We start from the raw sequence: 23,550 nt of genomic DNA on the forward strand, positions 1-23,550 counted from the left end.
GTAGACATCTTCCTATGCCCGTTGCTGGATATCTTTCCGGACATGGTGCACAGTTATATCATCGAACTGAAGTATGCCAAATACAAAGATCCTGAAAGCCGGGTGGAGGAACTGCGTCAGGAAGCCATTGAACAGGCCAACCGTTATGCAGATACCGATACGGTGAAACGTGCCGTCGGTACCACGCGCCTGCATAAAATAGTAGTGGTATATAAAGGTATGGAGATGAGGGTGTGTGAAGAGGTGTAGCGTGTTAGGTCCGTCCTGCGATAAGAATCAATGCTAAAAGAGGCATGTAGTCTTTCAATTCATTCCGCAGCAATTCTATAGTCCTTTGTTTATAGCGGTTGACGGATTTCACGCTAAGATTTAGCTCTTCCGCTATTTCGGCGTGCGTTTTTCCATTGAAGAAGCTCTCGATGAATACGGTGCGATAACTTTCAGGAAGCTTATTCAGCGTTTCGTATAGCATACGGTATAAGTCATCCAATGTATACACACTGTCGGGTTCGTTTTCGTAAACAGGTGCTTTTTTTCGGATGATTTCCGCATAGTTCCATTCGTATTCCTGATGCTTCAGATAATTGAGACAACTATTCTTCACGCACATTTTGATGTAACCTAATGTCGTATCTGAGTCCAGTTCAAAAGAATCTATCTTATCCCATAGTGAAGCGAATACATCGGAAACAATATCTTCGCGTGCTTCTTTATCTTCAATAAATCTCTTCGCATACAGACAGAAAGGCGCATAGTACTCCTCATAAAGTTGCTTGAAAGCCTGCTCCTTATCATGTCTTAGGAAAGATATTTTCATACTAATTAGATTTTTTGAAGCGTTTTTGTCGGGCAAATATATAATAAGAAAGCTACATAACGACCTTTTTCTTCTTTTTTTTATCGGAACGAAAAAAATATCGTTTTGCCTGTCCCTTTTGAAAATCTCAATTGTACTATATATGTAATTGCAATTATAAATACACTTTTTGAACAGAAATTATGGAAAATATGAATCCCGAATCATTACTACGGAAAGCGCAGGCATTGGGAGATGATATTAAGGAAATAGAATCTATCGATGTGCAGCATGCTTACCGGCGAATGCAACAGAAGATGAAGAGCAGTCGGCGGAAGATGATTTATAATCAGTGCATGCGTTATGCTGCGTTTCTGACATTGCCGTTGCTGATGGCTTCGTTGACTTTGGGATACTTGTATTTTCATAAACCGGTAGAAGAGGAGAAATATGCCGAAGTAACGGCAGCCATGGGTTCAGTGATACGTTATGAACTCCCCGATCACTCCGTGGTGTGGCTGAATGCCGGTAGTACTCTGCGTTATCCGACTGTTTTCCGCAAAGACAACCGGAACGTAGAACTGAAAGGCGAAGCATATTTTGAAGTTGAGGCCGACCGGGAACGTCCTTTTTATGTAAATACATCGGGTGGATTGAGCGTATATGTATACGGAACGAAGTTCAATGTAGCTGCTTATGAAGAGGATGACTGTATAGAAACTGTGTTGGAAAGAGGTAAAGTAAATGTAATCACCCCCAATCGGGAGACAATGGCATTGTTGCCCGGTGAACAGTTACATTATGAGAAACAAAGTCAGAAATGGACAAAAAATAAAGTGGACGTTTACGAGAAGGTAGCCTGGAAAGATGGTAAGTTGATATTTAGAAATGCGTCGCTGGAAGAAATCTTCAAGCGTTTATCGCGGCATTTCAATGTCGATATTCAGTTTAATAATAGGTCCGGAAAAGAATATAGATACCGGGCTACCTTCCGTAGCGAAACTTTGCCGCAGATATTGGATTATCTGGCAAAATCGGCAGCGCTGAAGTGGAAAGTGGAAGATGCGGCGCAGCAGGCAGATGCTACTTTTACAAAAACAAAAATTACAGTCAGTTTATATTAGTAACCTTTTAAAACCCTGAAGAGCCTATGAAATAGCACAAAGATGTGAAAAACAAAAAAGGAAGAAAGCTGTCCCCACAGCCTCCTTCCTAGAGATTTTAAGATTCGCGGCAAAGAGTCTCGCAAACGCTAACCGGGAATCAAACCTTAGTTCATTGAGTAATAAACTTTAGTTAACTGCAAATGTATGAAAAATAATCATTCATTTAATGCATTATGTCTTAAATATGCCTTAAATATAAAACTTCCTTTAACCATGAGGATCAGTCTAATACTACTTTTTGCTGTTATATTACAGCTCCCTGCCGAGAATGTATATGCTCAGCGCACCCGAACATCCTTCTCGATGTCCAATGTTTCGGTAGAACAAGTGTTGAACCGTATAGAGGAAACATCCGACTATGTATTCCTTTATAATAATAAGACGATTCAGACGAGTCGTATCGTGTCGGTAAGTAATAATTCCGGAAAGATTATGGATATTCTTGATGCCATTTTCAACGGAACGAATGTTACTTATACGGTAATGGATAAACAAATTATCCTGTCTACTAAGCAAATCGCTCAACAAGACCCTCAGATTCAGGTAAGCGGAATCGTGAAAGATGGGATGGGAGAACCGCTGATTGGTGTGAACATCAAGGTGAAAGGTGCCCCGAGTGGTGCTATTACAGATATAAACGGACAATTTACTTTACAAGTAAAGAAAGATGATGTTTTGGAAATCTCTTACGTGGGATACACTACCAAAACGGTCAAAATCATTAACGACCAGCCGTTGAATATCATCCTGGAAGAGGATGCACAGAGTTTGAATGAAGTCGTGGTTACAGCTCTTGGTATCAAGCGTGCTGAAAAAGCGTTGAGCTACAATGTGCAGCAGATTAAGCAGGACGAAATCGTAAGAGTGAAAGACGCTAACTTCGTAAACTCCCTGAGTGGTAAAATAGCTGGTGTCAATATCAATAAGAGTAGTGCCGGTGTGGGTGGTGCTGCCCGCGTCGTGATGCGTGGCGCCAAGTCTATTGAAGGCGATAACAATGTGCTTTATGTGATAGACGGTATGCCATTGTTTAATTACAGCAGAGGTAGCGATAGTGGAATTATGGGTGAAGGCAGTGCCGGAACCGAAGGTATTGCCGACTTTAATCCGGAAGATATTGAAAGCCTTTCAGTATTGGCAGGTCCTTCAGCAGCAGCCTTGTATGGTAGTAGTGCAGCTAACGGTGCCATTTTGATTACCACAAAGAAAGGTAAGGAAGGTAAAATGCAGATTTCCTTCTCTTCTTCCGCAGAATTCAGCCGCCCGCTGATGACTCCTAAATTTCAGAATACTTATGGCAATAAACCGGGGGAATATGCAAGTTGGGGTGCAAAATTGGCTACTCCAAGCAGTTATGATCCGGCAGATGATTTCTTTAATACCGGAACAAATTTCATCAACTCTTTAACGTTGACTACGGGTAATGAATTTAACCAGACATTTGCTTCTGTTGCCTCTACTAATTCGAAAGGTATTGTGCCGAATAATACTTATGACCGTCTGAACTTTACAATACGCAATACTTCTAAATTGTTTGACGGCAAAGTGCAACTGGACTTGGGAGCATCTTATGTGAAACAGAAAGATAATAATATGATTTCACAGGGACAATACTATAATCCGATTGTTGCGGCTTATTTATTTCCGCGGGGTGAAGACTTTGAAGCCATAAAGACTTTTGAAACTTATGATACGGGGCGTAATTTCGCTACTCAGTACTGGCCGTTGTCAGACGGACAATTTGCTAACCAGAATCCTTATTGGACGGCTTACCGCAATTTGTTCCCCAATAACAAGAGCCGTTATATGTTCAATGCCGGGCTTACTTATAATATTTTAGATTGGCTGAGTGTGGCAGGTCGTGTCCGCTTTGATAATTCATATGTTGCCAGTGAGCGAAAATTCTATGCTTCCACTTATTCGACTTTTGCCGACACGCAAGGTAAATATGTGTACGATGATTATAAGGATTATCAGACTTATGCAGATGCCATTGTGAATATTAATAAGAGTTTCGGAGATTTTAACCTGATGGCTAACGTGGGATATAGCTATTCTGAGTTCGGATCATTGAAAAGAGGTTATGGTGGTAATTTGGCAACATTGCCCAACGGATTCTTTATTAATAATATTGCTTCTGCCGCCGGTATGGCTTCTGAAGAAGGTGGTGACAGTAAGGTAGCGAATGTTGCAGCTTTTGCTAGTATGGAACTGGGGTGGAGAAGCATGCTTTATTTGACTCTTACCGGACGTAATGACTGGAACTCCCGCCAGGTTAATTCTAAAGAAGAATCCTTCTTCTATCCTTCAGTCGGTCTGTCGGCTATCGTTTCTGAGATGGTAGATCTGCCGAGATTCATTTCTTATTTAAAGGTTAGAGGCTCATTAACAGAAGTGGGTGCACCTATTGCTAAAAGCGGTATGACACCGGGAACTATCACAACGCCCATTGTTGGTGGTGTGTTGCAGCCTACCCACATCTATCCTTATTCAGACTATAAGGCTGAACGGACTAAATCTTATGAATTTGGTTTAACCGCACGTTTCTTGAATAAATTTAATTTTGACTTCACATGGTATAAGTCCAATACTTATAACCAAACCTTTATCGGTGAACTTCCTGAAAGTTCAGGTTATAAGCAGGTTTACCTGCAAGCCGGTAATGTAGAGAACCGCGGTGTTGAAATGAGCCTTGGATACAATGATACATTCGGTGATTTCAGCGTATCTTCTTCATTGACGTTTACCAAGAATACCAATGAAATAAAAGAGATGGTGGAAAACTATGAACACCCACTTAGTCTGGAACCGATTAACATTCCCGAAGTATTGAAGGATAACGGTCGTGTAATTTTGAAAGTAGGTGGAACCATCAATGATATTTATGCTAACAAATTCCTGAAGAAAGATAACCAAGGTTATGTAAATGTGACGGATAAGGGTGAGATTATGCTTGAAACTACCGATCCGGTTTATCTGGGCAAGACTACTCCCGACTTCACAATGGGATGGAACAACTCGTTCAATTATAAAGGTTTTGGTTTGAGTTTCTTGGTCAATGCACGTTTCGGTGGTGTGGTTACATCTTCCACTCAGGCCATTCTGGATCGTTTCGGAGTATCGCAGGCATCTGCCGATGCACGTGACAATGGTGGTGTGATGCTTCCTAACCAGGGCAGATACGACGCCAAGAAATATTACGAATTAATTGGAACAGGTAATAACGACCTGGCAGGTTATTATACTTATAGCGCTACGAATATTCGCTTGCAGGAACTTACGTTGAGTTATACATTCCCTAATTCCTGGTTCAACGGTATCGCAAGGGATTTGACGCTCTCTTTCATTGCTACGAATCCGTGGATGATTTATTGCAAGGCTCCTTACGATCCGGAATTGACTCCGTCAACCAGCACTTATGGTCAGGGAAATGACTATTTTATGCAGCCGAGTGTGAGAAGTTTTGGTTTTGGTGTTAAAGTAAAATTCTAAATATTATGAAAATCAATAAATATAAACTCATTTTGGGAGCTTTTTCCCTAGCTTTTCTGACTGCCTGTGATTTTGAAGCCATCAATACCGATGACTTTGGAATGACACCGGAACGGGGTAAGATGGATGGTATAGTAGTGGGAGGTCCCATTACGTCCATGCAAAGATGTGTAACGTCAGTGGGTACAGTGGCCGATGATACCGATGTTATTAATCAATACCAGGTGGCTTATCATCTTTCTGCTGATTGCTGGAGTGGCTATTTTGCACAAAACGGTACTTGGGATAATGGTAATTGTAACGTTAACTATTATTTGAAGGAGAACTGGGTTTCCGCCTCTTTTACGGAATCTTATACCAATATTCTGCCATTGTGGAAGGAAGTGAAACAAGAATCGGAGAAATCGGATATGCCGGAGGCTTTTGCTTTGGCACAGATACTGAAAATATCCGCCTGGCATAAGACAACGGATATGTTTGGTCCGATACCTTACAAAAATGCCGGTGAAATGATGTTGGTGATTCCTTACGACAGTCAGGAAGATGTATATAAATATTTCTTTGAAGATTTGACGGCTGCCATTGAAGTGTTGACTCCAAAGGCTGAACAGAGAGGGAAGTTGCTCTCAAAATTTGATGTGGTATATGCAGGTGATGTAAGGAAATGGGTGAAATATGCCAATTCACTGATGCTTCGTCTGGCTATGCGTATCAGATATGCTGATGCTACTACTGCACAGAAGTATGCCGAACAAGCTGTTAATCATCCTATTGGTGTGATGGAAAGTAAGGATGATGAAGCTAAGATGGGAAGTGGAGCAGGTTTGGTGTTTGTTAATAATATAGAGACTTTGGCCAACCAGTATAATGAGTCACGCATGGGCTCATCTATGTTTGCTTATCTGGCCGGATATCAGGATCCTCGTCTGAAAGCTTACTTCAAGGAAGCCGCAACTGAAGATGCGGTGCAGGTTGGAACATTAGGAAAGTATAGGGCTGTACCGACAGGACATGCTATCAGTAAGAATGAGTCGGCAGGATTTTTCTTATATTCTCTTCCGAATATTGAGAAAACAACCCCTACCTATTGGATGAGAGCTTCGGAGGTTTATTTCTTGAGAGCAGAAGGTGCTTTGCTGAACTGGAATATGAAAGGAAGTGCTGAAGACTTATATAGACAGGGAATCGAGACTTCTTTCGTTGAAAACAATGTAGCAGCTTCCGAGGTAGTTTCTTATATGAACTCAGGCAGACAGCCTGCGAGCTATACAAACTCAAGACCTTCTGTCAATGAATCAGCTCCTACGCTGGCTACTGCCGCATGGGACGCGACTTCCGATGAACAGAGACTGGAGAAGATCATGATTCAGAAATGGATTGCTCTTTATCCTAACGGACAAGAAGCTTGGAGCGAATGGAGACGTACCGGTTATCCGAAATTGCATAAAGTGGTAAGTAATTACGGACGTTCACAGGGAGTGACAGATGTGAAACTGGGTATTCGGAGAATGATATATCCCGCAAACAGAAGTACTTCGGAGGCGGATAAAGCCAATTTGCAGAAGGCTATTGAAATGTTGGGTCCTGGTGGTGACGCATCCACGACAAATCTCTGGTGGGATAAGAAAGTGCATTGATAACTGAATTTTTAAAAGAAGAATTATTATGAAATACTTGAAAAAAATATTATTCCTGATTCCATTTGCAGGGCTGTTAATGGCTGCTTGCGATGACTGGACAGAATTAGAAAGCAAGGAAATTGACCATGTAGGGGGACATAATACGGATGGCAAGTCTGAACAATATTATGCCGATCTCAGAGCTTGGAAAGAAACCTCAAAGGATTATGGCCGACCAGTTTATTTTGGTTGGTTCAGTAACTGGTCGCCGATTGGTGCCGCACGTAAAGGTTATCTGAGTTCACTACCTGATAGTGTGGATTACATTTCGATGTGGAGCGGTCCTTTTGGAATGACTCCTGAGAAAATAGCGGATAAAAACGATTTTCAAAAAAAGAAAGGCGGGAAACTTTTCGTTTGTTTTATCTTGCATGATATAGGTACAGGCATTACTCCGGCCTCTGTGGCGGAAAAAGTACAAGCAGACAATCCGGATGCGGATGCCAGTGAAATCAAAAGATTAACCAAAGTCGCCCAAGATGAATATTGGGGATTTACCAGCGGAGTGAAAGGTACGGAAGATCATACGGCAGCTATCCAAAAGTATGCCCGTGCACTGTGTGACTCTATTATTGCGAATGATTACGATGGACTCGACATAGACTGGGAACCCAGTGGAGCGGGTGATGGAGATGGAAGTTTGAAGAATCTTTATGATTGGCAAAACCCGGATGAATATATGCCGGGTAAGTATTTGCATGTGCTGGTAGAAGAGTTAGGCAAGTATTTAGGTCCTAAGTCTACTCTGGCTGCGGATGGAAAATATAGATACCTGTTGGTAGACGGTGAATTGTGGAATGTAGACAAGGAATCTGGTCCTTATTTTGATTACTATATTACTCAGGCTTATGGTAATCACGATCTTGATGGTAGAGTAGAAGAGGGACAGGATGCTTTTGGCGAATATTATGAACCCCGGAAACATATATTTACCGAGAATTTTGAATCTTCGTGGGATACAGGAGGAGGTTTACTGGATCAAGCTGCTTATAATCATTCGTCAGGTCCCAAAGGGGGCGTTGGTGCTTTCCGTCTGGATAATGATTATGATAACACTCCTGATTATAAATATACCAGGGAGGCTATACAGATTATGCATAAGGCTTACGCAGACTATATGAGTTCACAAAATAATAAGCCCGAGGAAAATAAATAACCCATAAAATCAGATTAGAAATGAAACGTATTAATTTATATATAAGTATTTTAGCGCTTTTCATCTTTATAGGTTGCAATGACAGTGAAGAAGATATGTTAGGAACTAAAATTTACTTTGAAAATACTCAGATAAAGATAGATGCGGAGGATATTGATTCTTACGAATGTGAAGTAATATCACGTTTGTCTAATTTTCTGAAAGGTGATGTAAATGTAGAGTATCGGATTGGTGATAATAGTTTAGTAGAGGCATATAACTTGAAGAACGGAACGACTTGTTTGCCTATGCCGGCTGAGAATTTTACTTTAACGACAACTAATGCGGTTATTAAGGCCGGTGATATCTATTCAGCTCCCAATCAGATTCAATTAAAGAATCTGCTGAAAGTTGAAGAAGGACTTACTTATGTGATTCCTGTTGTGATGACAGCTGAAGGTGCTCCTATGATGTCCGGTTCGGATGTAGTTTATGTTGTTGTAAAGAAACCTATTTCGATAACCAAAGTGCAAAAATTCAATGGCAAATATCTGGATGTTACTTTACCGGCTTCTGCCAAGAGTTTGTCTTCACTTACTTTTGAAACGTTACTATATACCACTTATTATAAAGTGCTCAGTACTGTTATGGGAAATGAGGGTATCTTAATTCTCCGTTTCTCCGACTTGAAGCATCCGGCAAATGAATTGCAAATAGCCGGTAAGATTTCTGTAATCATTCCGGAGCCGGATATCTTCCAAACAAATAAGTGGTATCATGTGGCATTCACTTATGATTCTGATACGGGAATGGCTACTATCTACGTAAATGGTGAAAAGATTATTGCTAAAAACGTGGGTGATCAGACCTTTAACTTAAATGAAAGATTCTGTATCGGTTATGCTTACGATTATGATCCGAATCGTACATGGCCCGGATATATGAGTGAATGTCGTTTGTGGACTGTGGCTCGTACGGCCAACCAGCTTCGTGATAACATGATGTATGTTGATCCGAATACCGAAGGCTTGATGGGATATTGGAAAATGAATGGTACGGATGTTGAGAAGCGTGATGACGGTTACTATTATGTGAAAGACCAGACCAAGAACAAACTTGATGCTAAGTCACGCAAAGGAAGACGTGGAGAGCCGGGTTATTCAGAAGGAGGTACGGTAGAACCGGAAATTGTGGACATGAAGGTAAAAATCGAATAATAAAACTCATTTGGTTTTTAGTTAGCTTAGGAGAGATTATACCGGAGGGTATAATCTCTCTTCCGATTCATTCGGGATTACTCAACACTTTTTAGAAAGAATCTCTCTCCGATGTTAATATAGACTAAAAATAGTAATGATGAGATAGTATTCTTCTTCTGTGAGTTGTCTTATATACGTTGAGAAACAAAAAAGTGCATACCTCATTAAACTTAATTTAATAATGAAAAACATGAAATCCATTGCAAAGCAGGCAAGTGCTTTTCTACTATTGGGAATGGCGGTTTGTAGCTGTACATATGTGCTTCAGCAACCAGATCACGCATCCTATGTGAATCCCTTTATCGGTACAGGCGGACATGGACATACTTATCCCGGGGCAGTAGTTCCTAACGGGATGATACAACCCAGTCCCGACACCCGCATTTATCAGTGGGATGCCTGCTCCGGCTATTATTATGCTGATTCTACCATCAACGGTTTCTCGCATACTCACCTCAACGGTACGGGATGCGGAGATTATGGCGATATATTACTGATGCCCACTGTGGGGCGGCAAGAGTATCAGTCTATGGGGTCGGAAAGCCAGCAAATGGCTTATGCTTCTGCTTTCTCGCATGAGAACGAGAGTGCCGAACCGGGATATTACTCCGTTTTTTTAGACCGATATAAAGTACAAGCCGAACTGACGGCTTCCAAACGTGCGGCCATTCACCGTTATACTTTCCCGAAAGCGGAAGATGCCGGATTCATCGTTGATCTGGACTACAGCTTGCAACGCCAGACGAATGAGGATATGGTGCTTGAGGTTATCAGCGATACTGAAATCCGTGGACATAAGAAGACTGTATATTGGGCGTTCGACCAATACATTAACTTCTACGCTAAGTTCTCCAAACCCTTTACCTATACTTTAGTCACCGATTCCGTGGCATTGGATGCCGACGGACCACTTCTGCCTACAGCAAAACTGTTATTGCAATTCCAGACCGGAAAAGATGAGCAAGTATTGGTGAAAGTAGGCGTTTCGGCTGTCGACATGGATGGAGCACGCAAGAATGTGGAAGCAGAGATTCCCGGATGGGATTTTGACGGTGTACGCAAAGCAGCCCGCCAGTCATGGAACGATTATCTTGCGAAGATAGATATTGAAACATCGGATGCCGATCAGCGAACTATGTTCTACACGGCACTCTATCATACCGGTATGCAGCCCAATTTGTTTACGGATGCTGACGGTCGCTATCTCGGCATGGATTTAAAACCTCATAACGGCAGTGTGGATGAACCTGTTTATACGATTTTCTCTTTATGGGATACTTTCCGTGCCTATCATCCTTTGATGACGATTATCGATCCGGACTTAAACGAAGCGTTTATCCGCTCGCTCATCCTGAAACAGCGTGAAGGCGGTGTATTCCCGATGTGGGAACTGGCTGGAAATTATACCGGCACGATGATTGGCTATCATGCGGCATCCCTCATTGCCGACGCCTATACAAAAGGTTACCGGAACTTTGATGTGAAAGAAGCATACGAAGCTTGTCTCCGTGCTGCGGAATATGATACGACCGGAATAAAATGTCCGCCTCTGGTGTTGCCCCACCTGATGCCGCAAGCTAAATACTGGAAGAATAAGATAGGATATGTGCCGTGTGACAAGGACAATGAATCTGTAGCCAAGGCTCTGGAATACGCTTATGATGACTGGTGTATTTCCATCCTGGCCAATGAACTGGGTGATGCGTCCAATCAACAAAAATATGCGGAGTTTGCCAAAGGGTATAAACATTATTTTGACCCTTCCACCCGATTCATGCGCGGACTGGATAGTGAAGGTAATTGGCGTACACCTTTCAATCCCCGCTCTTCCAATCACCGTAGTGATGACTACTGTGAAGGTACTGCCTGGCAATGGACATGGTTCGTGCCCCATGATGTGGACGGATTGGCAGATTTAATGGGAGGTCGCGATGCCTTTATAGGTAAACTGGATTCACTGTTTACGGCCGATTCTTCTTTGGAAGGCGAATTGGTTTCCGCCGATATCTCCGGTTTGATAGGACAATATGCGCATGGCAACGAACCGAGCCATCACATAGCTCATCTGTATAATTATGTAGGCCAACCCTACAGAACTCAGGAACTGGTGGATGAAGTCTTGCACACGCTCTATTTCAATGATCCTAACGGGCTTTCGGGTAATGAAGACTGCGGACAGATGTCGGCATGGTACATCCTTAATGCAATGGGCTTTTACCAGGTATGTCCCGGTAAGCCGGTGTACTCCATCGGAAGGCCTTTATTCAATAAAGCAACCATTCATTTGAAAGATGGAAAGACTTTCACTATTTTAGCGCACAACAATAGTCGTGAAAATAAATATGTGCAGAAGATGGTTTTGAACGGAAAGGAACTGAAAACTCCATTCTTTGCACATCAGGATATAGTAGACGGGGGTACTTTGGAATTGACAATGGGCGGTAATCCGCTGAAGTAAGAATTGATAAAATAGAATAGGTATGAGTCGAAATAGTCGTAATCCGATTTCATGGGTGCCCACCGTCTACTTTGCTATGGGACTGCCTTTTGTGGTGCTGAACATGGTGTCCGTATTGATGTTCAAAGGAATGGGCATCAGTGATGCTCAGATTGCTTTGTGGACATCACTGATTATGTTACCCTGGACGTTGAAATTCCTCTGGAGTCCTTTCCTGGAGATGTTTAAAACGAAGAAGTTCTTTGTAGTACTGACACAACTGGTCACTGGAGTAGGATTTGCTCTGGTGGCACTGGCATTGCATCTGCCTGCTTTCTTTGCTGTGTGTATTGCTTTGCTGGCAGTCATCGCTTTTAGTGGAGCGACGCATGATGTGGCTACGGACGGTGTTTATATGTCGGAACTGGATAAACAGGATCAGGCTAAGTACATCGGCTGGCAGGGAGCTTTCTACAATATTGCCAAGATTGTGGCATCCGGAGGGTTGGTGTGGTTGGCAGGCTGGTTGCTGAAGCGTTTCGGTGGAGTGCCGGAAGCTACGGAAGCTGTCCGCCACGAAGCGACCGTGCAGGCCTGGATGATAGTAATGTTGTTGATGGGAGTTATCATGGTGTTGCTGGGACTGTATCACATGAAGATGCTGCCATCCGGCGGAGTGGCCGTTGGCAAATCAACTTCTGCGAAAGAAACGATGCAACGGCTGGTAGAGGTGATTAAAGACTTCTTCCGGAAGAAGCATATCTGGTATTATATCGCTTTCATTATCATTTATCGTCTTGCCGAAGGTTTTGTGATGAAAATTGTTCCTCTGTTTCTGAAGGCGGAACGTGCTGTAGGCGGCTTGGGGTTGAATGAACAGGAAATAGGATTGTATTATGGTACTTATGGGGCGGCAGCTTTTGTGTTGGGGTCGCTTCTGGCCGGATATTATATCTCCCACAGGGGATTGAGCAAGACTTTGTTTTCATTGTGTTGCATCTTCAATCTACCGTTCATTGCTTATACGTTGCTGGCCATTTACCAGCCGGAAAACGGAATGTTGATTGGCGGTGCCATTGTGCTCGAATATTTCGGCTACGGTTTTGGTTTCGTAGGGCTTACACTGTTCATGATGCAGCAGGTGGCTCCAGGAAAACACCAGATGGCCCATTATGCTTTCGCTTCGGGAATCATGAATCTGGGTGTGATGCTTCCGGGATCAATCAGCGGCTTTGTCAGTGATGCGCTGGGGTATAAGACCTTTTTTATTTTTACGTTGTTTGCGACGATTCCGGCTTTCCTTATCACTTATTTTGTGCCGTTCACATATCCGGATGCAAAGAAGACTGAATAGTAATAACTATAAATATAATAATAATTATGAACAACAAAATTTCAATGCCTTGGGAAGAACGTCCGGAAGGCTGCACAGATGTAATGTGGCGTTATTCACAGAATCCGGTTATAGGCCGCTATCATATTCCTACTTCCAATAGCATTTTCAATAGTGCGGTAGTTCCGTTTGAAGATGGATTTGCCGGTGTGTTCCGTTGTGACAATAAGGCGGTGCAGATGAATATCTTCGCGGGATTCAGCAAAGATGGAATCAATTGGGAGATAAACCACGATCCCATCTGCTTTAAAGCCGGAAATACGGAGATGATAGAGTCCGAGTATAAATATGACCCGCGTGTGACCTGGATTGAAGACCGTTACTGGATTACCTGGTGCAACGGCTATCACGGACCTACAATCGGCATCGGCTATACTTTTGATTTTAAAGAATTCTTCCAGTGTGAGAATGCTTTTCTGCCTTTCAACCGCAATGGAGTACTTTTCCCACAGAAGATAGACGGGAAATATGCCATGTTGAGTCGTCCGAGCGATAACGGACACACTCCGTTTGGAGATATCTACATCAGTTATAGCCCGGACATGAAGTATTGGGGAGAGCATCGTTGTGTGATGAAGGTTACCCCGTTCCCCGAAAGTGCATGGCAGTGTACGAAGATAGGGGCAGGCTCCGTGCCGTTCCTGACGGAAGAAGGCTGGTTGATATTCTATCATGGTGTGATTACCACCTGTAACGGTTTCCGCTACTCCATGGGGGCTGCCATTCTTGATAGGGAGAACCCCGCGAAAGTATTGTATCGTACACGTCCGTATCTGCTTGCACCTGCTGCTCCTTATGAATTGCAGGGAGACGTGCCTAATGTAGTATTCCCTTGTGCATCCTTGCAGGATGGTGATAAGGTTGCAGTGTATTACGGTGCAGCCGACACGGTGGTAGGGATGGCTTTTGGTTATATTTCGGAAATCATAGCATTTACGAAGAAAAACAGCATTGTATAGTTAATCCCTTAAAGAATCGTCGACTATGAAACGTATTTTATTGGCTTACACACTTTCTGCCCTTTGTCTGCTTCCGGCGTTTGCCGGAGGTGGAGAGGGTTCTTTACCTATAAGCTATGTCAATCCTTTCATCGGTACTACCAACTTTGGTACCACTAATCCGGGAGCGGTCTGTCCCAATGGTATGATGTCCGTGGTTCCTTTCAATGTGATGGGATCAGAAGATAATAAGTATGATAAGGATGCTCGTTGGTGGTCTACTCCTTATGAGTATCACAATTGCTTCTTTACGGGTTATTCGCATGTGAATCTGAGTGGTGTAGGGTGTCCCGAACTGGGATCTTTATTGCTGATGCCTACTACAGGTGAATTGTCTGTAGATTATAAGGAATATGGAAGTCGTTATAAAGATGAACAGGCTTCTCCGGGATATTACAGTAATTTCCTCACTCGCTATAATGTAAAGACTGAGGTGTCTGCCACTCCCCGCACGGGTGTTTCACGTTTCACGTTTCCTGCCGGGCAGAGTCATATATTATTGAATTTGGGTGAAGGACTGACTAATGAAACCGGTGCTTTCCTGAAACAGGTGAGTGACACTGAATTTGAAGGTATGAAATTATTGGGAACTTTCTGCTATAACCCCCAGGCGGTATTTCCCATTTATTTTGTAATGCGTGTCAACAAGCAACCGGCATCCGGCGGGTATTGGAAAAAGCAGCGTCCCATGACCGGAGTTGAGGCTGAATGGGATCCCGACAACGGACGCTACAAACTTTATACCCGTTATCGTAAGGAAATAGCCGGAGATGATATCGGTGCTTTTCTTACTTTCAACACGACGGAAGGTGAACAGATCGAAGTGCAAATGGGAGTTTCTTTTGTCAGCATCGAGAATGCCCGTCTGAATCTGGATACAGAGCAAAGTGGAAAGAATTTCAGTCAGGTATTGGCTGATGCCCGTATGCGTTGGAATGAGGATCTTTCGCGTATCCTTGTCGAAGGCGGAACGGAAGAACAGAAAACTGTCTTTTATACTGCTCTTTACCATACATTGATACATCCCAATATCCTGCAGGATGTCAATGGTCAGTATCCCGCCATGGAAAGTGGTCAGATTCTGACAACAAAAGGAGACCGTTACACTGTTTTCTCGCTTTGGGATACGTATCGTAACGTTCACCAACTCCTTACGTTGGTTTATCCCGAACGTCAGTTACAAATGGTGCGTTCCATGCTCGATATGTATCGCGAACATGGTTGGCTGCCCAAATGGGAACTCTACGGACGTGAAACGTTGACTATGGAGGGCGATCCGTCCATTCCTGTCATCGTTGATACCTGGTTGAAAGGTTTACGTGATTTTGATATTGATCTGGCTTATGAAGCTATGTATAAATCTGCCACTTTGCCCGGTGCCGAGAATTTGCTAAGGCCGGATAATGATGATTATATGTCATTGGGATATGTTCCTTTGCGTGAACAGTACGATAATTCAGTCTCTCATGCATTAGAGTATTATATTGCGGATTATTCTCTTTCCCTGCTGGCGGATGCATTGGGTAAACGGGCAGCGGAACAGGGTAAAAAAGCAGAAGCGCGGAAATATCAGGCTGATGCCCGTCTTTTTTATAACCGTTCATTGGGATATAAACACTACTACAGTAAGGAATTTGGTACTTTCCGTCCCATTCTGCCTGACGGTCAGTTCTATTCACCTTTCAATCCGAGACAGGGAGAGAATTTTGAACCGAATCCCGGTTTCCATGAAGGATGTGCCTGGAATTACAGTTTCTATGTTCCCCACGATGTGAAAGGGCTTGCCCGTCTCATGGGTGGACAGAAACCTTTCATTGAAAAACTTCAGCGTGTCTTTGATGATGGTCTCTATGATCCTGCCAATGAACCCGACATTGCCTATGCTCATCTCTTTTCTTATTTCAAGGGTGAAGAATGGCGTACGCAAAAGGAGACTCAACGGCTTTTGCAAAAGTATTTTAAAAATGCTCCCGATGGTATTCCCGGTAATGATGATACCGGTACCATGTCTACCTGGGCTATCTTTAACATGATAGGATTTTACCCCGACTGTCCTGGTGATCCGTATTATACTCTTACTACGCCTGTATTCGATAAGGTGGTGATTCGTCTTGACCCTGATACTTGGGGAAGTGATAAGCTGGTGATAGAAACTGAGCGCCCTTCAACAGAGTCCTTATACATTCGTGAGATGGAGTTAGGAGGGAAGAAATTATCCCGCTACCGCATCAGTCATGAAGAACTGGTAAAAGGTGGAGCGCTGAGATTTATACTTCGATAGTATAGGAGGTGACAAACCTATCTTGCAATACCTTGTCGACAAGAAGTTAAGAGTTTGTCAACAAGAAGTTAACTCCTTGTCATCAAGAAGTTAACTTCTTGTAAGGGGCTGATAATCAATGTTTATTTTACGCTCTGGTCTTGTGTAAGTTATCACTGTATTCAAGTAGGTCTTTTCTGTAAAAGCGGATTATAATAAAATCGGGTGACTGCAATCACTTGCCATCACCCGCTATCTTACATTTTTTCGTGTTTCAAAAATGTTCGTAAAGAGAGAATTTATAGTTTTTTATTTCATAGGTTCTACTGTATAACCTTGTTGTTTCAATAGTTTCAGTACTCCATTGCTGCCCGGTAAGTGTCCGGCACCTACTACAAAGAGAGTAGGAGCATCTTTCATGATAGTCGGCATTTTCTCAATCCATGCTTTGTTGCGGTTATCCAGCAAAGCTTCCATTTCACCCGGCATCGGATCACAGGAGTTGCCATCCCGTTCTTCCATAAGTTTCAGCATCTCATCCAGATTTTGGGCTTTATATGCCTCATTCAGTCGTTTAGTCTGATCTATCGTTTTTTCTATGTCATTTGCGAGGCAATAGAGTAAGTTTGCCTGGCGTTGCAAAGTTTGGCTATTCAAGAGGACATCGAGTTGGGACTGGATGCTTTCAAGACCACCCACTTTCTTACCGGACTGTATGGCTTGTTGTTGAAAATAAGTGTCCAACTGTTCTTGAGGGTTGAAACCACCTAAGTGTTTCATACATAATATCACAGTCAATTGTTGGGTGATGAAAGCCGGTTTATACTTTCCGAGCATGGCAATGTCAGCCATCAGGTTTTCTTTTACTACTTTTCCCACAACGTCATATTGTTCGGGAGTGAAAAGAGCCTGAAGAGTGGTATCTCCTGCTATCATCATATTTTTTTGCATCAATTGCATAAATTCGGGAGATGCTGCTTCGGACATGACAACCTCTCCGTATACTTGTGCAGTTCCATCAATAGCCTGTGGAAGTCCGGCGATGCTATCTTTTATACTTAATGGTACTAAATGGTGTGTGCCTAAGATATATGAGGGCTTTTCCTGTCCATTACCGGAGATTTTCCAAAGCAATTGTGCATTGGAATTCAGCGCAATGCTGATAAAGAGGAGAATACTTAAAATCTTCTTCATTGTTTTTCCTTTTTAAAGTTCATTTGTTATTTATTTCACCCTTCCTCCGCAAAGCCAGTATTGTGTATAGTACTTTTCATTAAGGGCACTAACTATTACCCCCTGACTGGTGCTGGCATGGATGAACTTTCCATTTTTGAGATATATGCCCACGTGCGCCACTTTCTTTTTAGATGCACGGCTGGTGAAAAATACCAAGTCTCCCTCACGCAGGTTACGGCGGGCGACCTTGTTGCTTTCTTTGAGTTGACCGTCAGTACTTCGGGCCAGGCGGATGTTATATACTCTTGTATAGAGTTGCGACACCAGGCCGGAACAGTCTGTCCCGTGTTTGCTGTTGCCACCTGCACGGTAGGGGACACCTAACCACTCCGCAGAGGCAATATACAACTTATGGTTGTCTTCTTTATCAATATCTATTCCCAAACGGACGGAAGCTTTAGCCAATGCCTTGTAGTCGAGGCGTGGTGCTGAGGTACGACAGGAACTTAAACTAAATGCCAGTCCGACAAGTGCAACTATATATAAGAAGTATTTCTTCATGCCTGTTCCTCTTCTTCAATTTCTTCTTCTACTCTGATATTGAAGTAGTCTTCAAGCTCTTTCTCAGCCGAATTGTTTTCATTCCGGATATCACGGATAATCACGCCATTCTCCAACAGGGCAATGCGTGGACATACATCTACCGTATGATTCAGGTTGTGGCTTGAAATGATAACCGTGGCATGATGATCTTCATTGTACTTCTTCAGCAGGTGCTTGATGATGGACTGAGAGCTCGGATCGAGGAAGTTGAACGGTTCGTCCAGAATCAGTAATTGCGGATGATGCAGCATAGCTGAGATAATGCCGATTTTCTGCTTGTTTCCGGCGGAAAAGTTACGGATGAATTTCTTTTGTCCGATCACCTCATTGTTCATGAAGCGTTCAAAAGGAAGCAGGCGTTCGTCCACTTCTTCTTTCTTCAAACCATACATTTTACCAATGAAGTAGAAATATTCCTCCGGAGTAAGGTAATCAATCAGAAAACCGTCATCAATGAAAGCGCCTGTGAATTGTTTCCAGTCTTCACTCTTGCACACATCAATGTCGTTAATAGTCACATTACCTTGGTCTGCTTGCAGCAGATCCAGTATCAGACGGAAAAGCGTAGTCTTACCTGCTCCATTGTTACCTACCAAGCCTAACATATCGCCTTGTTCGATGACATATTTTTCAATATCTACGGCCTTCTTTTGTCCGAAGTTTTTTTGAAGTCTGTTAATCTCTATCATATTCGTAATTATTTTTGTCTACTATCGTGAAATCCTTCCATATTCTTATATCGGCGCTTCATGAAGCGGTAATACACATTTCTCAACCACCACCTTGAGGTTGCGATGAACAGTATGCCGATAGCAATGAGAATCCATGGTGCAACCTCTTTACCAACCGTCGCTTTTAATGCAAAGAGCAACAGCAACGGCACGCCGAACGCTCCTCCCGATATGAGGTTTTGTAGCCCTGTACCCACATTCTGACGACCGGTCATCTTTGCATTCAGGTCAAGGGTCTTGTTGTTATATACCGCCAGTTGGAACAGGCAGCAGTAAACAGCCCCCGGAACAAATACGAGCCATGAAACGCACGTCAGTACAGACACTCTACCCGTTACCATACCCGGAATCATCAATACGAATGGAATGATGAGGGCCAGGCTGTACAAGATATATTTGGCGCGCAACAACGAGTAGATGGATTCCCTGCGGCTCATCAGTCCGTCGATGTAATTACCTTCATAGCTCATTAGAGGTGAGAGAAACAGAATGCCGAAAATGATATAGTTATAAAGTACGAAGAAATCGCGCATACCTCCGTCGTAAAGATCAGAAAAACTGATAATGAGGCTGAACATCAACACTACTGCGGTGATGGAGTAGAGTGATTTCTTGCATACTTTGTTGCGTAGCAACAGTTTCAACTCCAGCCGGATATATTCACCGATTTCACCGTAGCGGTCCAGAAACTTATATTCGGATACGCTCTTTACCTGTACGGTGGTATCTTCCACTTTATTCAATTCGTTGTAGATCAACTTTTGCATGATGCTCCGGTTGATGAGGCACATGATGGCAATGGCTACCAGAGTACCGGCAAATATAAGTAGATTTCCGGTGATGAATCCTTCGCCCAAATCAATTGAGAGGGCGAACAACGGACTGTTGTCCGGAATGAAAAGTGCTGCTGCAATACCGCCATATACGGCTACCGGTAGGAGGAACCACCAGATACGCTCGTCCATCAATGTGCGGCACAGTAAGTACCAATAATTATTGAATATGATCAACAACCAAATACCGATGCAATAAGTTACCACACCTGTCACTCCATAAAATTTGGTGACGGTGATGATGGCGAACGGAACAAACAGGAAGAGCCAGAACAGATTGAAACTGTTAAGTCCGGAGCGTAAAAGCAGAAAGTCTATCAGGCGGTTCCGTTTGACGGGAAGTAGTAAGTAGGGTTTGACTTCCTGTGTAGGTGTTTTCAGGAAGGGCAACCGTAAAAGAAAGTCAAGAGCAAGTATAAATACCAGTCCGCTGTTCATGACATGGTAGGCTTCCTTTGCTCCGCCATCGAAGGCGAAGGCAAATGTTGTCCCGAAAAAGATAAGGTAACCAGCCCAGAATACACTCATGAAGTACATCCAAAACTTTCCGAATTTACTCTTTTCGTACATCGGATGCCGCTTTTCAGCCAGCTTTCCGTGCTTACGCAGTTCGAGAAATAAGTTCATGCTATTTTATGATTAGTTATTAATTTATACAGTGACAGGATGATAAGGTGATAGGGTGATAAGATGGTGCTTTCCTTGGCTTATCACCCTATTTCTCTTCTTATTTTTTAGGTACCGTCATCGTTACTTCGATTTCGTTTCCTTGTTTCAGCAGGTCAGCTGCAAACTTCTGTATATCTTTGGCGGTGATGTTGTTTACAATGTCTGTATAATCTTTGGTCATATCCAGTCCACCATAGTAGAAGTAGTCGTTCAGGTTGTTCATCCAGTATGTATTCTCCTTCTGGTTATCGGCATATTTCTTCAACATGTACTCTTTTACTTTCTGCAAGTGTACGTCAGACGGACCTTCGGCTGCCAGTTTCTTCAACTCATCTACTACAATACCGGCCAGTTTGTCCTTCTTTTCCGGATCTGTCTGGAAGATGATCTGCATCAGCAGTTGTTCTTTCGGATACTTCTGCAAGTTGCCGATGCAATTTACACCGTATGTGCCGCCTTCTTTCTCACGAACTTCTTCGGTATAAACCATGTCGAGAACCTGAGTCATACAGCTCAGCAGGATGTTATTCTTTAGGGTGTAAGGAGCTTTTCCGCTATACAGGAATACGATGGTAGCTGTAGGAGTCTGTTGTTCCTTGGCATATTCATTCTTATATACACCTTTGCGGATATCCATTTTGGTATCTTTGAATGTCTCCTTGCGATTGATGACAGGAAGTGCACCCAGATATTCTGCAATCAGCGGTTTGGCCGTTTCCAGGTCAATGTTACCGACAAAGTAGAATGTAAAGTCGCTGGCATCTTTGAAACGGTCGTTATACATTTCCAGAATGCGGTCATAATTGATTTGGTCTACCATTTCCGGTTTGAGCAACACTACGCGCGGGTGGTTGCCATACATAGCTCTCTGTAAAGTGTCGCTGATGGAAGAAAGCGGATTTGCTTGTGCACTTTCCAGTTGTGCTTTTGTACGGCTCTTGTAAGATTCGAATGCTTCCATATCCTTGCGGGGAGCTGTGAATGTGAGATATGTCAGTTGCATCATGGTTTCGAAGTCTTTCGGAGAGCAGGTTCCGAATACGTTTTCGGTTGTTGCGCCTAGACCGGCTTGAACAGATACTTTTTTACCTGCCAATACTTTTGTCAGGTCTACTTTGCTGAAGTTGCCCAGACCGCCTGCAGCAATTACATTGTCCATAACGGCGAAGTTCAGTGCATCTTTATCGGGGAAAAGAGACTTACCGCCCAAGCTGGTACCCTTCATACGGATTTCGTCAGCTTTGAAGTCAGTTTTCTTGATGTAAACCGTCACACCGTTAGAGAGGACAAGTTTAGTGCTGCCATAAATCTCACCGTCTTTCTCAGAAACGATTTTGCCGCCTTTGGGTGCTTCCTTCATCAGAGGTTCGTCAGATACTTTGTCTACGTAAGGTTTCAAATCGAGATTCTTCATGCCTTTCAGCAGAGCAACAACTTCTTCTTTCGTCGGGTATTTCAATCCTTCTTTCTCGGGACCGGCAATGATAACCACCTGATTGCTATCCGGAACGAGTTGCTGCATTACCATATTCATGGCTTGTACAGGAATGTTCGGAGCCAACTGGTTGATCATGGCATATTCGGTTTCGATGCCCGGAATAGGTTCTGCATCCAGGAAGTTGCGTACATATTCGCGTACATAGGAACCGTGTTTGGTTTTCTCACGTTCATTGTAAGCCGATTCCAGACGTTGCAGGTAGTTAGCGCGTGCACGTGCATATTCTGAATCGGTGAAGCCGAATCGACGGGCACGTTCTGTTTCTTGCAACAGAGTTTTCATAGCACCTTCAATGCCGTCGGCTTTGCTTGAAGCGTAAACATTAAGGGCTTCTTTCGTCTTGGACAAGAAGAAATTACCATAAGAGCTGCCTGCACGGTTGAATGGAGGGTTGGCGCTTTGGGTAATTTCACTCAGACGGGCATTCAGCATGCTGGTAATCATGCTTACCATATATTTGGAAGCCAGGTAACCTACATTATTCTTTTCGGAATCAGGAGTTGCATCTTGTTTGAAATAGAGTTCGATAGACGGGTCGTCTACTTCCTTATCTGTGCCGATGGCAACGATAGGTTCTTTGTTGTCTGCTACCGGGAAGTATGTACGTTCAGCCGGATTTTCGGGCTTTTTCACATCAGCAAATACTGCTTTCAGTTTAGCTTCTACAGCGTCAACGTCAATATCACCTACGATAACGATGCCTTGCAAATCGGGACGATACCATTTGTGGTAGTAGTCGCGTATATCCTTATAGGGGAAATTGTTGATAACATCGATAGAGCCGATGGGCATGCAGTCTGCATACTTGTCGCCCGGATAAATAACGGGGGACAGATCAGTGTAAACACGCAACATACCACTGTTACGGCTACGCCATTCTTCACGGATGACTCCACGTTCTTTGTCTATCTCGTCATCTTTCAGCAGGATGAAGTTAGACCAGTCGTGCAGGATAAGCAAACAGGAGTCCAGGACATTGGGACGGTCGATGGGAGCATTGCTGATATTATAAACGGTTTCATCAATGCTGGTATAAGCGTTCAGGTTTGTACCGAACTTGATACCTACGGTTTCGCACCAGGGGATGATGCCGAGACCTCTATCATCACCGGGGAAGTTTTTTGTGCCGTTGAAAGCCATGTGTTCCAGGAAGTGGGCAAGTCCGCGTTGTTGCGGTTCTTCGAGGATGGAACCTACTTTCTGGGCGATATAGAACTCGGCCCGGTTTTCGGGTAATTTGTTATGACGGATGTAATAAGTCAGTCCGTTGTCCAATTGACCGATACGGACATTTTTGTCAACGGGGAGGGGCGGGAATTGCATTTGCTGTGCCACCGCTTGTTGGAAACCGGTACATAACACTAATGCTACAACCAGTAAACTGCGAAATAAATGTTTCATATTCGATGTAGATTAAAATTGTTT

The 23,550-nt window shown here is 43.3% G+C and carries 16 protein-coding genes; 10 read left to right on the plus strand and 6 right to left on the minus strand.

The genetic code is table 11. The features are described 5' to 3' along the window. Positions 1 to 249: PD-(D/E)XK nuclease domain-containing protein (locus BUC01_RS16795; protein WP_175560894.1), on the plus strand; the 249-nt coding region annotated here is incomplete at its 5' end. A gap of 4 nt (positions 250 to 253) precedes the next feature. On the opposite strand, the gene BUC01_RS16800 is transcribed toward BUC01_RS16795, so the two are convergent. After that, positions 254 to 817, minus strand: a complete 564-nt coding sequence (locus BUC01_RS16800) for an RNA polymerase sigma-70 factor (protein WP_025834968.1) — start codon at positions 815 to 817, stop codon at positions 254 to 256. A 182-nt stretch (positions 818 to 999) separates the two neighbouring features. Between BUC01_RS16800 and BUC01_RS16805 the strand changes: the two genes are divergently transcribed. From BUC01_RS16805 to BUC01_RS16845, 9 genes are all read left to right on the plus strand, one after another. Next, positions 1,000 to 1,920, plus strand: a complete 921-nt coding sequence (locus BUC01_RS16805) for a FecR family protein (RefSeq protein WP_025834966.1) — start codon at positions 1,000 to 1,002, stop codon at positions 1,918 to 1,920. 255 nt (positions 1,921 to 2,175) lie between these two features. Further along, positions 2,176 to 5,454: a TonB-dependent receptor gene (locus BUC01_RS16810; RefSeq protein WP_073314287.1), complete on the plus strand. Its 3,279-nt coding sequence runs from the start codon at positions 2,176 to 2,178 to the stop codon at positions 5,452 to 5,454. Positions 5,455 to 5,459: 5 nt separating this feature from the next. Continuing rightward, positions 5,460 to 7,091 carry a RagB/SusD family nutrient uptake outer membrane protein gene (locus BUC01_RS16815; RefSeq protein WP_073314289.1) on the plus strand — a complete coding sequence of 544 codons (1,632 nt, stop codon included), beginning with the start codon at positions 5,460 to 5,462 and terminating at the stop codon, positions 7,089 to 7,091. A gap of 28 nt (positions 7,092 to 7,119) precedes the next feature. Then, positions 7,120 to 8,289, plus strand: coding sequence for a glycoside hydrolase family 18 (locus tag BUC01_RS16820; protein WP_025834965.1), 1,170 nt, complete (start codon positions 7,120 to 7,122; stop codon positions 8,287 to 8,289). A 20-nt stretch (positions 8,290 to 8,309) separates the two neighbouring features. Then, positions 8,310 to 9,485 (plus strand): DUF1735 and LamG domain-containing protein, encoded by a 1,176-nt coding sequence (locus BUC01_RS16825; RefSeq protein ID WP_025834963.1) that lies wholly within the window; start codon positions 8,310 to 8,312, stop codon positions 9,483 to 9,485. 223 nt (positions 9,486 to 9,708) lie between these two features. Continuing rightward, the gene (locus BUC01_RS16830; RefSeq protein ID WP_175560895.1) at positions 9,709 to 11,985 is read left to right on the plus strand and encodes a GH92 family glycosyl hydrolase; all 2,277 of its coding nucleotides are present in this window, start codon (positions 9,709 to 9,711) and stop codon (positions 11,983 to 11,985) included. Between the two features lie 22 nt (positions 11,986 to 12,007). After that, positions 12,008 to 13,318 carry an MFS transporter gene (locus tag BUC01_RS16835; protein WP_073314291.1) on the plus strand — a complete coding sequence of 437 codons (1,311 nt, stop codon included), beginning with the start codon at positions 12,008 to 12,010 and terminating at the stop codon, positions 13,316 to 13,318. Between the two features lie 26 nt (positions 13,319 to 13,344). Continuing rightward, positions 13,345 to 14,316: a glycoside hydrolase family 130 protein gene (locus BUC01_RS16840; RefSeq protein ID WP_025834961.1), complete on the plus strand. Its 972-nt coding sequence runs from the start codon at positions 13,345 to 13,347 to the stop codon at positions 14,314 to 14,316. A 25-nt stretch (positions 14,317 to 14,341) separates the two neighbouring features. Further along, positions 14,342 to 16,636 carry a GH92 family glycosyl hydrolase gene (locus BUC01_RS16845; protein WP_025834959.1) on the plus strand — a complete coding sequence of 765 codons (2,295 nt, stop codon included), beginning with the start codon at positions 14,342 to 14,344 and terminating at the stop codon, positions 16,634 to 16,636. Positions 16,637 to 16,924: 288 nt separating this feature from the next. Here BUC01_RS16845 and BUC01_RS16850 read toward each other — a convergent pair whose 3' ends face one another. From BUC01_RS16850 to BUC01_RS16870, 5 genes are all read right to left on the minus strand, one after another. Further along, the gene (locus BUC01_RS16850) at positions 16,925 to 17,809 is read right to left on the minus strand and encodes a TraB/GumN family protein (protein ID WP_073314294.1); all 885 of its coding nucleotides are present in this window, start codon (positions 17,807 to 17,809) and stop codon (positions 16,925 to 16,927) included. Between the two features lie 30 nt (positions 17,810 to 17,839). Then, positions 17,840 to 18,352: a C40 family peptidase gene (locus tag BUC01_RS16855; RefSeq protein WP_025834957.1), complete on the minus strand. Its 513-nt coding sequence runs from the start codon at positions 18,350 to 18,352 to the stop codon at positions 17,840 to 17,842. After that, positions 18,349 to 19,083: an ABC transporter ATP-binding protein gene (locus BUC01_RS16860; RefSeq protein ID WP_073314296.1), complete on the minus strand. Its 735-nt coding sequence runs from the start codon at positions 19,081 to 19,083 to the stop codon at positions 18,349 to 18,351. The genes BUC01_RS16855 and BUC01_RS16860 overlap by 4 nt, the downstream gene beginning before the upstream one ends. 8 nt (positions 19,084 to 19,091) lie before the next feature. Then, complete coding sequence (locus BUC01_RS16865; RefSeq protein WP_025834955.1) at positions 19,092 to 20,585, minus strand: DUF5687 family protein; 1,494 nt, start codon at positions 20,583 to 20,585, stop codon at positions 19,092 to 19,094. Between the two features lie 100 nt (positions 20,586 to 20,685). Next, positions 20,686 to 23,526 carry a M16 family metallopeptidase gene (locus BUC01_RS16870; RefSeq protein ID WP_025834953.1) on the minus strand — a complete coding sequence of 947 codons (2,841 nt, stop codon included), beginning with the start codon at positions 23,524 to 23,526 and terminating at the stop codon, positions 20,686 to 20,688. Positions 23,527 to 23,550: the final 24 nt, after the last annotated feature.

The sequence above is a fragment of the Bacteroides stercorirosoris genome (assembly GCF_900142015.1).
Lineage (GTDB): Bacteria > Bacteroidota > Bacteroidia > Bacteroidales > Bacteroidaceae > Bacteroides > Bacteroides stercorirosoris.

What these genes read in the sequence shown, in the direction of transcription:
- BUC01_RS16800 (WP_025834968.1), bottom strand. Translation starts at nt 817, where the DNA reads ATGAAAATATCTTTCCTAAGACATGATAAGGAGCAGGCTTTCAAGCAA.
- BUC01_RS16805 (WP_025834966.1), top strand. Translation starts at nt 1,000, where the DNA reads ATGGAAAATATGAATCCCGAATCATTACTACGGAAAGCGCAGGCATTG.
- BUC01_RS16810 (WP_073314287.1), top strand. Translation starts at nt 2,176, where the DNA reads ATGAGGATCAGTCTAATACTACTTTTTGCTGTTATATTACAGCTCCCT.
- BUC01_RS16815 (WP_073314289.1), top strand. Translation starts at nt 5,460, where the DNA reads ATGAAAATCAATAAATATAAACTCATTTTGGGAGCTTTTTCCCTAGCT.
- BUC01_RS16820 (WP_025834965.1), top strand. Translation starts at nt 7,120, where the DNA reads ATGAAATACTTGAAAAAAATATTATTCCTGATTCCATTTGCAGGGCTG.
- BUC01_RS16825 (WP_025834963.1), top strand. Translation starts at nt 8,310, where the DNA reads ATGAAACGTATTAATTTATATATAAGTATTTTAGCGCTTTTCATCTTT.
- BUC01_RS16830 (WP_175560895.1), top strand. Translation starts at nt 9,709, where the DNA reads ATGAAAAACATGAAATCCATTGCAAAGCAGGCAAGTGCTTTTCTACTA.
- BUC01_RS16835 (WP_073314291.1), top strand. Translation starts at nt 12,008, where the DNA reads ATGAGTCGAAATAGTCGTAATCCGATTTCATGGGTGCCCACCGTCTAC.
- BUC01_RS16840 (WP_025834961.1), top strand. Translation starts at nt 13,345, where the DNA reads ATGAACAACAAAATTTCAATGCCTTGGGAAGAACGTCCGGAAGGCTGC.
- BUC01_RS16845 (WP_025834959.1), top strand. Translation starts at nt 14,342, where the DNA reads ATGAAACGTATTTTATTGGCTTACACACTTTCTGCCCTTTGTCTGCTT.
- BUC01_RS16850 (WP_073314294.1), bottom strand. Translation starts at nt 17,809, where the DNA reads ATGAAGAAGATTTTAAGTATTCTCCTCTTTATCAGCATTGCGCTGAAT.
- BUC01_RS16855 (WP_025834957.1), bottom strand. Translation starts at nt 18,352, where the DNA reads ATGAAGAAATACTTCTTATATATAGTTGCACTTGTCGGACTGGCATTT.
- BUC01_RS16860 (WP_073314296.1), bottom strand. Translation starts at nt 19,083, where the DNA reads ATGATAGAGATTAACAGACTTCAAAAAAACTTCGGACAAAAGAAGGCC.
- BUC01_RS16865 (WP_025834955.1), bottom strand. Translation starts at nt 20,585, where the DNA reads ATGAACTTATTTCTCGAACTGCGTAAGCACGGAAAGCTGGCTGAAAAG.
- BUC01_RS16870 (WP_025834953.1), bottom strand. Translation starts at nt 23,526, where the DNA reads ATGAAACATTTATTTCGCAGTTTACTGGTTGTAGCATTAGTGTTATGT.